Annotated in this window: 8 protein-coding genes; 5 read left to right on the plus strand and 3 right to left on the minus strand. The window is 71.2% G+C overall.

Features of this window, described 5'->3' with window-relative positions; all coding sequences use genetic code 11:
- Nucleotides 1-12: 12 nt before the first annotated feature.
- The 3 genes from OG559_RS23315 to OG559_RS23325 all read right to left on the minus strand — a co-directional run bounded on the left by OG559_RS23315 (nucleotide 13) and on the right by OG559_RS23325 (nucleotide 1,165).
- Nucleotides 13-636, minus strand: coding sequence for a hypothetical protein (locus OG559_RS23315; RefSeq protein WP_405106933.1), 624 nt, complete (start codon nucleotides 634-636; stop codon nucleotides 13-15).
- Entirely contained in the window at nucleotides 633-968 is a 336-nt protein-coding gene (locus OG559_RS23320; protein WP_405106936.1) for a PadR family transcriptional regulator, read from the minus strand. Before OG559_RS23320 ends, OG559_RS23315 begins: the two co-directional genes overlap by 4 nt.
- A 71-nt stretch (nucleotides 969-1,039) precedes the next feature.
- A complete protein-coding gene (locus OG559_RS23325) occupies nucleotides 1,040-1,165 on the minus strand; it encodes a hypothetical protein (RefSeq protein ID WP_405106939.1) in 126 nt (41 codons plus the stop codon).
- A 160-nt stretch (nucleotides 1,166-1,325) separates the two neighbouring features.
- Between OG559_RS23325 and OG559_RS23330 the strand changes: the two genes are divergently transcribed.
- The 5 genes from OG559_RS23330 (at nucleotide 1,326) to OG559_RS23350 (ending at nucleotide 13,514) form a co-directional block, all read left to right on the plus strand.
- Nucleotides 1,326-3,086 carry a substrate-binding domain-containing protein gene (locus tag OG559_RS23330; protein WP_405106941.1) on the plus strand — a complete coding sequence of 587 codons (1,761 nt, stop codon included), beginning with the start codon at nucleotides 1,326-1,328 and terminating at the stop codon, nucleotides 3,084-3,086.
- Nucleotides 3,087-3,246: 160 nt separating this feature from the next.
- The gene (locus OG559_RS23335; protein ID WP_405106944.1) at nucleotides 3,247-5,292 is read left to right on the plus strand and encodes a sensor histidine kinase; all 2,046 of its coding nucleotides are present in this window, start codon (nucleotides 3,247-3,249) and stop codon (nucleotides 5,290-5,292) included.
- A gap of 89 nt (nucleotides 5,293-5,381) precedes the next feature.
- On the plus strand, nucleotides 5,382-8,630 hold the full coding sequence (locus OG559_RS23340; protein WP_405106947.1) for a BTAD domain-containing putative transcriptional regulator: 3,249 nt from the start codon (nucleotides 5,382-5,384) through the stop codon (nucleotides 8,628-8,630).
- Between the two features lie 100 nt (nucleotides 8,631-8,730).
- Nucleotides 8,731-10,416 carry a bifunctional 3-(3-hydroxy-phenyl)propionate/3-hydroxycinnamic acid hydroxylase gene (locus OG559_RS23345; RefSeq protein WP_405106950.1) on the plus strand — a complete coding sequence of 562 codons (1,686 nt, stop codon included), beginning with the start codon at nucleotides 8,731-8,733 and terminating at the stop codon, nucleotides 10,414-10,416.
- A 1,004-nt stretch (nucleotides 10,417-11,420) separates the two neighbouring features.
- Nucleotides 11,421-13,514 (plus strand): hypothetical protein, encoded by a 2,094-nt coding sequence (locus tag OG559_RS23350; protein WP_405106953.1) that lies wholly within the window; start codon nucleotides 11,421-11,423, stop codon nucleotides 13,512-13,514.
- Nucleotides 13,515-13,540 lie beyond the last annotated feature (26 nt).

Raw genomic sequence — 13,540 nt, forward strand, 5'->3', positions numbered from 1 at the left:
TTCGCGCGGAGGTCATCCTTGGACTCCCTCATCGTGCCAGGGGTTCTCGCGAAGGCTTCGGCGAAGCGATGGCGCTGAGATCAGCAGCCGTGTGGCGTAGGCGAGTTGGCGCAGCAGTCCGTCCAGTTCGGCGAGCTCCGCCCAGAACTCCTCGCCGTACCGGGGGCGCTCCCCCTCGGGGATGATCCGCAGTGCCATCGTGATGAGGCGGATCGCGGCGGGTCGCGTCCGCGGTCGCGCCGGACGAGCCGGCGCGGTGATGGTGATGGGGGCTGGAAGGACCGCCGCGGACGCCCCACCGGCTCTGAACGCTCGTTCCGTCCCGGCTCGGTAGCCGCGGAAGTAGTGGCTGGCGTTCGTGGCGATGGCGGTGGGATTCCGCATCACGTGCTGCGGAGCGTACTGCCCAGCCCAGGCAGGAAGGTTCATCGGGTTGCTGCCCGGCACGCGTCGCGGCAGCGGCGCACCGCGGGATGCGTGCCACGGGTGGACCACGTCTACGCGTCGATCGCTCCGCAGTTGGGTCAGCACGCGGACCAGTACCTCGTCGCTGGCGTCGGGTGTCTGGTGGTGGCTGGTCGGCGGCTTCGGCCGCAGTGCGGGCGGCGGCTGGCGCTCGCTGTCCGCCCCGGTCATGCGCACCCCCCGGACAGTCCCGGTCGCATGGCCGTCAGGCGGTTCACGGTCGCGGACGCACGCGCGAGGGCGTTGCGCGCCTTTTCGGCCCCGTGCGGGGTCAGTGAGTAGTAGCGACGGCGTGGTCGCCCCGCCTCGTGCGGGTCGCGGTCTTCCCAGCGCGACTGCAACCAGCCGATGCGTTCCAGCCGAGCCAGGATCGGGTGGAGCGTGCCGCTGGCGAGGCCGGCGGCTGCGCAGATCTCCAGCCCGTAGAGCTCCTGATTGGGGCGCTCCAGGAGTGTTCGCAGGACGAGCTGGGTGGACAGGGTCATCCGCACTTCAGGGGGCATGGTCGAACTCTACCAAGCTAGGTAGAGAACGACCAAGGCCATGTCGGGTTGGGCGGCGGGCCGGCGGAGCGTCATCCCTGGCGGAGTCGGCGGTACTGCGGTTCGAGTTGGCCGAAGGTGAGCCTGTTCGCGTCCCGCCCGGCGGGGTGGTTCAGGGCTCGGCTGGACAGCGGGATCGCGGCGGGGTAAGACAGCACGGCGAGCCTCCCGGTCGGGGCATCGGATCCTGGTCGGCTGCTGTCCTACCTGGAGCCTCACCCCCATCGATCTCCGGGTTGCCCGTACCCGCCGTGATCAGCATGATCACGATGAGAAGGGCTCGAGGCCGACACCGTCAGCCGACACGCTGGAGGACCAATGCTCACAGGTCGACCGAACGCTCGGCCGTGGTTGCCGTACACCACCGCCATCGCGGCCGGAGTCGCGGTCATCGCGGCGGCCTACCTGATCGTCCGGCCGGCGGCGGACGTGGGGTGTACGTCGCTGGAGGTCAGCTCATCGGTGGAGAAGGACGTACTGCTCGGCGAGTTGGCCGAGCGCTACAACAAGAGCGATCGGCGGTTCGATGGCCGCTGCGCCACCGTGACCGTGCATGGCCTGACCTCGGGTGCGGCGACGGATGCGCTGGACGGCGATTGGGCCGTCAAACAGCCCGACCTCCCGCGACCGCAGGTGTGGTTGCCGACGTCGACCCTGTGGACCGGGCAGTTGAAGCTGCTCGACGAGGCCGCCGGGCGCCCGGCGCAGACCTCCGGCCAATACCCGTCGATCGCGAACAGCCCGCTGGTCATCGCCGTGCCGCGCCCGAAGGGAGAGCTTCTCCAACGACAGGGGCCGCTTGGCTGGGGCGAGATCCTGGGCCTGTCCGGGCGGACGGGCTGGGCCGCCTTCGGTCGCCCCGACTGGGGGCGGTTCACCTTCGGCAAGGTCAACCCGAACCTGTCCACCTCCGGGCTGGCGGCCATCATCGCGACGTACTACGCGGCCATCAACCGGGCCAGCGACCTGACCGAGAGCGACCTGGCGAATCCGAGGGTGACCCAGTTCGTCCGCCGGATCGAGGCCAATGTGTCCCACTACAGCGACGACGTGGTGGACCTGCTGAAGAACCTCGCCGAGGCGGACCTGTCCGGAGCCGGCACGTCGGCCTCGACCGACGTGAGCGCGATCGTGACGCAGGAGGAGTTGGTCTACCAGTACAACGAGGGGGAGTTGAGCCCGACCCGGGGTGAGAAGCCCAAGGTCCCGCTGGTCGCGCTGTATCCGAAGGAGGGCACGTTCAACCTCGACCACCCGTACGTGGTCCTTCCCTCGGCCAACCCGGAGCAGCGTGCCGCCGCCGCCGACTTCCGGGAGTACCTCCAGGAGCCGGCACAACAGCGGAGCTTCAGCCGGCTCGGGTTCCGCGACCACGAGCGGAACGCGTCCGACCCGCTGGTCGCCTCCGTCCGCGGACGCGGGACAGCCGATCTCACCTACTTCGACCCGCCGAATCCCACCGTGGTCAAGGCGATCCTCACCGGCTGGGACACGCTGCGCAAGAAGGCGAACATCCTCGTCGCCGTCGACACGTCCGGTTCGATGAACGCCAAGATCGGTAACCGGAGCAGATTCCAGGTGGCGACCGAGGCCGCCGCCAAGGGTTTCGGTCTGTTGAACTCCGAGGACCAGGTGGCGCTCTGGTCGTTCTCGTCCGAGACACCACAGCGGCCGAAATCGCCCTACAGCGAGGAGGTCCGACTGTCGGCGTTCAACCAGAAGGTCCTCACCAAGAAGATCAGCAGTCTCCACGTCGAAGGGAACACCGCGTTGTACGCCACCGTTCGGGCGGCACGCCGTTACATGCTCGACCACTATGACGAGTCCCGGATCAACGCGGTGGTCGTGTTGACGGACGGCAAGAACGAGTACAGCAAGGACACCAAGCTCGCCCGGCTGCTCCAGGACGTCGCGCTGGATCCGGATCGCCCAGTCAAGATTTTCTGCATCGCGTTCGACGAGCAGTCCGACTTCGCGACCCTGGACCGGATCGCCAAGGCGTCCGCGGGTAAGGCGTTCGACGCCCGCGACACGGCGAAGATCGACGACGCGTTCGTCAAGCTGATCAGCAGCTTCTGACGCGGCAGTGGCGGTGCCTGACCCTGCTTGTAGGTGTTCGACGCAAAGGCAGCGGTAGATGCGCGGTGGCACCGATCACTGCGACCCGGCAAGATACGTGCCACGCGGCCCCGGGGTCGGCCGCGCCGGACCGGGGCGGGGGCAGTTGCGGAGGTTCGGCATGACGAGTCCCGGCAGCGACCGGCGCAGCCCCGTCGTGGCGTGGGCGCTGCTGATCGTCACCAGTGGACTCACCGCAGCGTCGGTGGCCGCCTGGTGGGTCGTGGCCCCGCCGTGGCACCCGTGGTTGCTCTACTCCCTGGTCGACCTGGTGGTGGGCGCCGTCTACGGCGTGGTCGCGTGGCTCACCCTCCTGCGCCGTGCCCACCCGGCCGCCTGGATCATGGCCGCCGCCGGTGTCGGCGGCTCGGTCTCCTCGGCCGCCACCTGCTGGGCCATGATCGTGCACCGGTGGCCCGACCTGTGGGGACCGGAGCAACTGGTCGGTGCCGCCCCCGGGGCCCGGGTACCGGGGTTCTACGCGCTGATCGTCGTCCTTCCCTGGCTGCTGCCGGTGCGGCCCCTGCCCCGGGCCACCCGGATCGCCATCGGCATCGGAATAGCCTTCATCGCGCTGGCCCAGGCCTGCGTGCTGACCCTCCCCGACGGGGGGAATGCGATCCCGCTCACCGACCCGACCCTGCTCACCGTGCGGGCGGCGATCGAGCCGTGGCGGGAACCCGTGCTTGTCCTGCTCGGACTGGCCGCGGCCGGCGGGGTCCTGGCCCGCCGGCACGCCGTGCCCGCAGGGCATCGGCACGGCCTCGGCTGGCTCGCGGTCGGCACCCTGCTGCTCTCGCTGGCGTTCCTGCCGCCCGCGCTCGACCCCGTGCTGCCGCTCTCCGTCCCGGTGCCGATCGCTGCGTTGGTGCTGCTCTGCGCCCAGGCGTTCCTCCCGGTATCGGTTCTGGTGCTGCTGCTGGGGCACCGACTGCGGGACCTGGAACCCGCCGTCCGCCGGATTCTGGTCTGGGCGTTGACGACCGGGCTGGCGATCGGCGCCTACACCGGCGGCGTGCTGCTGCTCAGCACGGTGACACCCGCCTCCTCGGCCGTGTCCGGGATGCTGATGACCGCGCTGCTAGTCGTGGCCTGCCAACCCCTGCGCCGGTGGATGCGACGCCGGGTCGACCGCCTCGTGCACGGCGACGCGGATCAGCCGTTGATCCGCCAGGTCGCCGACCGGCTGAGCACCACCGACCGAGGACGGCAGATGCTGGACGCCGTCGCCGACGGGATCGCCGACTCGCTGTGGCTGGCGGAGGTGACGATAACGCTCACCGGCGAGCCGCCCCCTGCGGCGATACCACGACCACGCCGGCCCCACGGCCCACCGGCCGCCGCCGGGCCGCCACTGACCATCCTGCTCGCCGGCCCGGACAAGGAGGTGGGCGTACTGCGGGCCTGGCCACGAGCCGGCGAACGCCTGGCCCGCCGCGCCAACACGGTGCTGGCCGATCTCGCCCCCGTGGTGACCGCACTGGCGGAGCTGGCGATCGCCCAGGGGGACCTGGAACGGTCCCGCCTGCGGTTGGCCCACGCACGCGACGAGGAGCGCCGGAAACTACGCCGAGACCTGCACGACGAGCTGGGACCGGCGCTCAGCGGGATCGCCCTGGCACTCGCCGCCGGACGCAACATGCTGCACCAGCACCGCGGCTTACCCGAGATCGCCGCCGCCGACGATCTCCTCGAACGGTTGGTTACCGAGGTGGAGCGGCAGACGGTGGGTGTTCGGGACATCGCCCGGGACCTGCGGCCGCCGCTGCTCGACGACGGCGGGTTGCTGCCGGCGCTGCACCGGCTTCGCGAGCGCTACGCCACCGCCGGGCTGACGGTGCTGGTGCGGGCGCCGCAGTTGAGCCTGCCCGACGCCGTGGCCACCGCCGTCTACGGCATCGTGTCCGAAGCGGTCCGCAACGTGCACCGGCACGCCGACGTGGACCGGTGCACGATCGACGTGGGGAGCGGGCCGGACGGCCTGGAGGTGTGTGTGGCGGACGAGGGGGTCGGCACCGGGGCCGGCGCGAGTGCGGGGGTGGGCACCCACTCCATGCGGGAACGGGCGGAGGGCATCGGCGCTGAGCTCACCACCGGTCCCGCGAGCACCCGATCGGTCCGTCCGGGCACCCGGGTCCGTCTGGTCCTGCCGGGCGGCACATGGTGACACAGCACCGGGACGCGGGCGGGCGTTGTGGTGACGGTGTGCAGTTCCACGTGCTGGGTCCCCTTGAGGTTGTCCGAGACGGCGAACCGGTGGCGGCCGGCGGTCCCAAGCAGCAGGCGTTGCTGGTCCTGCTGCTGTTGCGAATGAACCGGTTCGTCGCCGCCGACTGGCTCGTCGACGCCTTGTGGAACGGCCGGCCACCGGCCAGCGGGCAGATGACCCTGCGCACGTACGTCGCCGGGCTGCGCCGGACCCTGGAGCCACAGCGCGCTCCTCGCGGGCCGGGCGGGGTGCTCGTCGGCCGCCCGAAGGGGTACGAGCTACGGATCGCGCCGGACACCGTCGACGCGGTCCGGTTCGAGCGTCTGGTCGGCCGGGCGGCGGAACTGCTCGCGGCGGGCGATGCCATGGCGGCCGAGCGGTGCTACCGCGCCGCGTTGGCACTGTGGCGGGGAGAGCCACTGACCGCTGCGGCCGATCTGGACGCGGTACGTCCCGAAGCGGCACGGCTGGCCGAGTTGCGTCTCGGTGCCGAGGAGGGACGCCTCACGGCGGGCCTTGCTGCCGGCCGGCACGAGACGCTCCTGCCGGAGCTGCGCAGGTTCGTGGCCACGCAGCCGCTGCGGGAGGTGGCCCGGGCACAGCTGATGCTGGCGCTGTACCGGTCCGGGAGGCAGACCGACGCCCTCGCCGTCTATGACGAGGGCCGACGGCTGTTGGCCCGCGAGTACGGGCTCGATCCGGGCGAGCAACTACGCGAGGCACACCGGCTCGTCCTGGACCAGGCCGTGCCCGCGGCGACGGCGGTCGCGCCCGCCCAGGCGGGGCTCGTGCGGGAAACTTCCCGCGCTGTGGCCGGGTCGCCGGTGGCGGGCGGCGACCGGCACGCCGCTGTGACGGCCGGAGAGGTGCCGGGCGAGCCGGCCGTAGCTGGCGTGGGATCAGGCCCGGTCACGGCACCGGGCGGCACGGCACCGGGCGGCGGGGTGGCAACGGCCGAGGTGCTGGGCGCGCTCGCGGGGCGTGACGCGGAGCTGGCGCGACTGGGCGAGGCGCTGGTCGCGGCGGTGCACGGCGACGGTCGGTTGGTCGCCGTCGTGGGTGAGGCGGGGATCGGCAAGACCAGCCTCGCTGCCGCGGTCAGCGCCAGGGCCGTGGCGTCCGGGACTCCCGTGGTGTGGGGGAGGTGTCCGAATGTCGGGCAGGCGCCTCCGTTCTGGCTGTGGAATCAGGTGGTGCGGAGCCTGCGGGCGATGCCGCAGGCCGGCGAGTCAGGGAAGGCGCGGTCGCTGGGCGGGTTCGCCGCCGAACCGCTCACCGCGTCGGGCGCCGAACTCGACCCGGCGGCGCGGTTCCGGGCGTACGAGGCGGTGGCCGACCTGATCCGGGCCGTTGCCCGGCAGCGGGGGCTGCTCGTCGTGCTGGACGACCTGCACGCCGCCGACCCGGACTCGTTGCTGCTGCTGCGGTTCCTCGCCCCGCTCATGGCGGGCACCCGTGCCCTCGTCCTGGTCACGTCGCGGCCGTACCACCGCAGTGCCGGGCTCCTGGCGACCGTTGCCGAACTGGCCCGGCAACGGAACTTCACCCGGCTGGCGCTGACGGGCCTGGACGCGTCCTCGGTGGCGATCCTGCTGACGGCCGGCACGGGGGTGCGTCCGCCGGACGAGGTCGTGGCGAGGTTGGTGACCCGTACCGGAGGGAACCCGTTCTTCATCACCGAACTGCTCCGGTCGGGAGCCGACCCGGCGGACGTGGAGTTGCCGGCGACCGTTCGGGACGCCGTCCGGCTGCGGCTCGACGATCTGCCGGAGGCGGCCCGGGACTGCCTCGACCTGCTCAGCGTCGCCGGACACGAACTCGATCTGCACGTGCTGGCGGGGGTCCTCGGCACGCCGGTGGAGGAGGCGGGTGAGCGGCTCGTGCCCGCGTACGCCAGTGCGCTCGTCGCCGAGGCGGGGCCGGGCAAGGTGCGCTTCCGTCATCAGCTCTTCGCCGAGGTGGCCTACGCCGAGCTGGCGCCCCCGCGTCGGGCCGCGCTGCACGCCCGGCTCGCCACCGCCGGCGAGCGGGCCGGCGGCGGTCTTGCCCCCGCCGAACTGGCCCACCACTACGGCCAGGCAGTCGGCCTCGGCCACGGCGACGACCATCTCCGCTGGTCGCTGCTCGCCGCCGACGACGCGACCGGGCGGGTGGCGTACGAGGACGCCCTCGGTCACCTCGGCCGCGCCGCGCGGCGGCTCGCCCCGGACTCGGCGGTCTCGCCGGAGACGGCGCGGACCGAACTGACGGTCCAGCTGCACCGGGCAGCCCTGCTCCAGATGACCGTGGGGATCGGCAGTGACCCGGTCGACGAGGTCTGCTCCCGGGCCCGGAAACTGTTGGCGATGGTAGGGCCGGAGGTGGATCTGCGGCCGGCGCTGTGGGCGCTGGGTGAGCTGGCCGCCAACCGGGCCGACTTCGCGGTCTGCGCCGACCTCGCCCGGCGGCTCGGCGCTGCCGAGGACGACGGCACCGGCCTGATCAGCGCGGCAGCTGAGTACCTCCTGGGCGTGGTCGGCTACTTCGCCGGCCGGCTGCCGGAGGCGGATCGGCATCTCACGGCTGCGGTCGACCGGCTGCGCGAGGTGGACCTGCGGCTGCTCGGCCAGCAGGTCGGCCGGCGGCCGCCGCTGGCCGCCCACAACTTCCGGGCGTTGGTCCGCTCCCTGCGGGGGCGGAGCGCGGCGGCGCGGGAGGACATCCGGGCCGCCGAGATTCTCGCCGACCAGGTCGACGATCCGCACGGCCGGGCCAACGCGGCGCTCTTCGATGGCTGGCGGGCGTTGCAGGAACGCGACGTCCCCGGGGTACGTGCCGCGGCGGAGCAGTGCCGGCTGGCCGGCGCGGCGACCGGGCTGCCGCACTTCGTGACGACCGGCGAGTTCCTCGCCGAGTGGGCCACCGCCTACGGCGGGGACCGTGGTCGGCTGCCGGCGATGCGGGCCGCCGGCGAGGCGATCTACCGTCCTGGGCTGGGCGCGACCCGCACCATCACGCTGTGCGCGGTCGCTGAGGCGTACCTGGTGGCGGGGGAGCGGAGCACCGCGGCGGAACTGGCCGAGCAGGCGTTGTCCGTGGCGGAGCAGCTGGGGGAGCGGGTCTGCGTCGCCCAACTGCACCGGATCCGCGGCGCCGCCCGCCACGACCCGGTGGAACTGCGTGCCGGCGTCCGGCTTGCCGTCGAGCAGGGCGCCGGGCTGCTGCTGACCAGCTTCCCCGGGACGGCTCCACCGGACCCCCCGCGCCGGCCGACGCGGGGCGGGCCGGACGACACGGATCGCCGCCGGGCCGGCTGACCTCCACACGGTCTCCACAGGACATCTACGCCCGCCTGGTGTCGTTGACGGGCAGGAGCGCCGGCGGCTGTCGCGGGGTCCTGTCGGAAGGAGACGCCCCATGCCCCCGGCTGAGGAGAAGGTCTACGACGTCGACGTCGCGGTGATCGGCTGCGGACCCGTCGGCGCGCTGACCGCCAACCTGCTCGGTGCCCGCGGGGTCCGCACCCTGGTCATCGAGCGAAACCCGGCACCGCACGGCCGGCCGCGCGCGCTGCCCTGCGACGACGAGGCACTGCGCATCTACCAGCAGGCCGGCCTCGTCGAGCAGGTGAGCCGCGACATGCACCCTGTCCCGGTCGTCGAGTACGTCAACCGTGGGGGCCGAGCCTTGGCAACCGTCGCCCTGGCGGAGGTGGACTTCGGCCTCGGCCACCCTCCGCTGAGCTTCGTCGACCAGCGGCCGTTGGAGCAGACCCTCCGCGCCGGCCTGGGCCGCTTCGACCAGGTCGCCCTCAGTCTCGGCGTCGAGCTGGTGGCGTTGCGGCAGGACACCGAGGGGGTGACCCTGGTCCTGCGCGACATGATCACCCTTGAGAGCCGGACGGTGCGAGCCCGCTACGTGCTCGGCTGCGACGGCGCGCGCAGCACCACCCGCGCCGCTACCGGCATCGCCCTGGCGGGTTCCAGCTACGCGGAGCCCTGGCTCGACATCTCAGGGGACGTGGCGCCGGACGCAATCCGCGTCGAAAGGACGACGTTCGTCTGCGACTGGCGGCGTCCGGCCTTCGCGTCACCCGGGGCGAAGGGAAGTTATCGGATGGAGTTCATGCTGCGCCCCGGGGAGACCGCCGACGAGATGCGTCGGCCCGAGACCATCGGCACGCTCGTGGAGCCGTACGTCGACCCGTCGCGTTTCGCCGTCACCGGCGCGGTGGTCAACACCTACCACCACTTCGTGGCACGGCAGTGGCGCGTCGGCCGGGTCTTCCTGCTCGGCGACGCCGCCCACCAGATTCCCCCGTTCATGGGTCAAGGACTCTGTAGCGGGCTGCGGGACGCGGCGAACCTCAGCTGGAAGCTCGCCCTGGTCCTCGCCGGTGACGCCGACCCGACGCTGCTGGAGACGTACGAGATCGAGCGGCGCCCGCACACCGCGGCGATGGCGCGGACGAGCGCGCGGTTGGGACGGCTCTTCCAGGTGCGGAGCCGGTCGGCGGCGTGGTTGCGCGACAACGCACTGGGGGTCCTTCAGACCGTCCCCCGGATACGCCGGTTCGTTCGGCACTTCGAGTTCAAGCCGTTGCCGGCCCATCCGACCGGGCTGATGGCGGGCGGTCGGCGCGACGGCGGTGTCGGGACGATGTTCCCCCAGCCTCGGGTCGCGACGGCGGCCATGCCCGCGCCGCACCTTCTCGACGAGGCGCTCGGCGCCGGCTTCGCCGTGCTCGGGCTCGGCGGAGCTGCCGAGCCGTCGCGGGGAGAGTGGGGGGAGTGGCGGGAGTTGGCGGTGCGTTTCGCCGTCGTGCACCAGGCGGGCACCGCGCCGGACGGTTTGCCGCCGGTCCGCGGGTACGGCGGGGCGGAGCGGGTCGACCTTGTCGATGTGGACGGGACGATCAGCGCCTGGCTGCGCCGGCATCGCGTCGAGGCGGTGGTGCTGCGACCGGACCGGTTCGTGTACGGCGTCGTAGCGGCCGGTGAGACCGGCCGGGTGGGCCACGCCCTGGCGGCGGCCCTCGGCACGCCGCAGGCGTCAACCCGGCCGTCGGTCTTGGCGAGAGGGGCCGGACTCATCGGAGGCTGACAAAGCGGTCCGGCGTGGGAATCCCGGATTAAGGGATAACCCGCAAGTTCCATTTCTGTCGTCGTGGAAAGGTCGAGCATGTCGGACGCCACTGACGCCCCGGTGGCGATCGATGGAATCGCCCGGGGTGCCGCACCGCCCCCGGGGTGAAAGCCGTCGATGACGAATAAATCGAGCGGTTGACGGACCTGGTTGGCGAGGTGCGCGGACGCCGTGCGCTTTCGACTGTCGCGCGACTTCAAGGCCCGTGCCCGCCACGGGCACTCGCCACCGTTCCGGTCCAGCGCGGCGGCGTAGAGCCGGCGGTCGTCGTACCCGATGTTCGGGATTCGCGCGTCCTACGCCAGGCGTCCGTCACGTCGCCTGCCGGCGACCACCGCCGGGCCTGACGGTTGACGCCCAACTCCCGGCCCAGGTCGCGGATCGCGCGGCCGGAGTCCTGCTGCCAGCGCGAACATCGGCTGGCCGGCATCTCCTGATGCCCGGGGTGCCCACTTTGTCGCGAGTGAGCCGTAGGGATGACTGGTATGTCAGTCGAACGTATGAACGATGTGGACTGAGTGGCCACACTTGCTTCTCGGTAATTGGGAACGACGAAGCGATCAGCGGTCGCTCTCGACCGCTTCGGCCCGACCGGGGCCGGAATTTCGGCCATGCCCGACTGGGCTCTTGTGAAGTGAATATGAATGACGTGTTTCGGCGGCCCGGGAAAAGAGCACGTCAGCCCGGACGGTGCCCGTGAAACGCGCATTCATGATCCATCGAAACGTGCTACTGCAAGCGGCTTTCGGATCTTGTCGCACTAGCACCCGACCGTGCTTGCGTCAATGCTCTACATGCGACACGCCTGAGCCTCGGAGATCCGAAAAGCTAATTGCTAGCCTTCGGCGGCAGCCCCGCAGTCCACAAAGGACTGTCTCATCGGTCGTCTCCTCATCGGAGGTCACTACATGGTCCCCACCGGACCTACGCGCCGTCGCGCGACACGACTCGCCCTCGCCGGGTTGACCGCGCTCACGGTTGTCCTCGGCACTCAGGCTCCGGGCCTTGCCCGGCCGCCGGCCGCGCCGACCGTGCCGGCCCAGCCGCCGACCGCACCCGGTCTCGGTCAGGTCGCGAGCAAGAAGGAGGCCCGCCCCGGCCCGCTGCCCACGAGGTCCGGCACCGTCAAGGTCGCCGAGTCCAAGCAGAGCGCCCGCAGTGGCGGCGTCGGCACTCAGGCACTCAACGACAAGGTCGCGCTCCGGGCGCTGATCGTGGCCACGAACACGGCGGACTTCGGCGTAGCCACGCTCACCACGACCCTGAACCGGGTCGGCGCGGCCTACGACGTCATCTACACCGCCACCGAGTCGATCACCCCCAGCACGCTCGTCCGCACCGACGGCGTCGGCAAGTACAACGCGATCCTGCTCACCAACAGCATGCAGCTCTACGAGTCGGGCGGTAACTACCTCAGCGGCCTGACCAGCACGGAGTGGAACACCCTCTGGGCCTACGAGCGCAACTTCCAGGTCCGGCAGGCCGCCCTCTACACCAGCTACGGAACCTGGCCGGAGGACTACTGCCTCACCTCCAACGGTGAGAGCGCGATCGGCGACACGCCCCTGCCCGTCTCGCTGACCAGCAACGGCGCCGCGGTCTTCGACTACCTCAGCAGCTCCGCCCAGATTCCCGTGACGCAGTCGTACGTCTACCGCACCTCGATCAGGTCCGGCTGCAGCGCCGACGCCCTGATGACCAACGGTTCCGACGTGCTGGCCGTGCGCAGCACCTCTCCCGACGGCCGGGAGCGGATCGCGCTGACGTTCACCTCGAACCAGTACCTGCTCCACTCGGACCTGCTGGTCTACGGCCTGTTCCGGTGGACGACCAAGGGCCTGCACTTCGGTGAGCAGAAGCACCACCTGAACGTCGACATCGATGACTGGTTCAACACCTCGGACCACTACCACGATGACGGCACCGTCGAGTACAGCCCCGGCTTCCAGGTCAGCGGCCACGACACGGTCAACCTCGACGCGCAGCAGACCGCGCTGCGTACCGCCCACCCGCAGGCGGCCGGATTCACCTTCAACATCGCGTACAACGGCGCCGACATCGACCCGTTCGCCGGTGCCACGTGCAGCCCCAACGGCGACGCCACCACGCTGACCGCCACCACGAAGTGCCTCAAGAACAACTTCCGGTGGACCAACCACACGTTCAACCACCCCGAGTTGAACACGACGGACTACAACACCAGCTACAGCGAGATCAACACCAACCGGACCGCGGGCGCGGCGATCGGGCTGAACGCCCCGACCACCGTGCTGAAGACCCCCGAGTACTCCGGCCTCGGTGTCTACAACGACGACCCGGACAACGACACCGGCCCGCCCACCGACCACGGGCTGGCGGCGTCCAACTCCGCGCTGCTGGAGGCCGCGGCGGACCTCGGCATCAACGCGGTGGCCGGCAACATGTCCTTCCCCAGCCACGTGCCGGCGAACTTCAACGGGGCCACCGCACACCCGCTGGACCAGAGCATCGCGGTGGTGCCGTGCTGGCCGACGAACATCGCCTACCACACCACCACCCCGGCGGAGGAGACGGTCTTCTACAACTCCTTCTACGGCCCGAACGGGCTCTTCCCCTACTGGCCCACCGACCGCACCTACCCCCAGGTCCTGGACTACGAGTCCGGGGTGGCGCTGCAGCACGTGGCGTCCGGCTCGATCTACGCGCACACGTTCCACATCGCCAACGTGCGCGACTACGGCACCGGCAAGAGCCTGGTCACCGACTGGGTCAAGGGCGTGCTGACCAAGTACGACTCCTTCTACGCGGTGCCGCTGCTGAACTCGGCGTGGACGGACATCGCCGCGTACACCAAGGCGACCACGGCCCACTTCGCCGCACGCACCGCCGGGGCCGAGGCGATCTACGACCGGACCACCGGTGACATCACGGTGACCTCGCCGGCCGCCGGCACGCTCCGGCTGGGCGGCGTGACCACGGCCACCACGGGTGCCACCACGTACGGCAGCGACGTGACCGTTCCGGTGACGCTCGTGGCGAACACCGCTGTGACGTTCGACGCCGCTCCTCGCTCATAGGGCCTGGCAGCGACAAGCAGTGACGC

It is taken from the genome of Micromonospora sp. NBC_01405 (assembly GCF_045040155.1).
Classification (GTDB): Bacteria; Actinomycetota; Actinomycetes; order Mycobacteriales; family Micromonosporaceae; genus Micromonospora.

Excerpts from the sequence above, each read along its gene's own strand:
- OG559_RS23315 (WP_405106933.1), bottom strand. The coding sequence starts at position 636 with ATGACCGGGGCGGACAGCGAGCGCCAGCCGCCGCCCGCACTGCGGCCG.
- OG559_RS23320 (WP_405106936.1), bottom strand. The coding sequence starts at position 968 with ATGCCCCCTGAAGTGCGGATGACCCTGTCCACCCAGCTCGTCCTGCGA.
- OG559_RS23330 (WP_405106941.1), top strand. The coding sequence starts at position 1,326 with ATGCTCACAGGTCGACCGAACGCTCGGCCGTGGTTGCCGTACACCACC.
- OG559_RS23335 (WP_405106944.1), top strand. The coding sequence starts at position 3,247 with ATGACGAGTCCCGGCAGCGACCGGCGCAGCCCCGTCGTGGCGTGGGCG.
- OG559_RS23345 (WP_405106950.1), top strand. The coding sequence starts at position 8,731 with ATGCCCCCGGCTGAGGAGAAGGTCTACGACGTCGACGTCGCGGTGATC.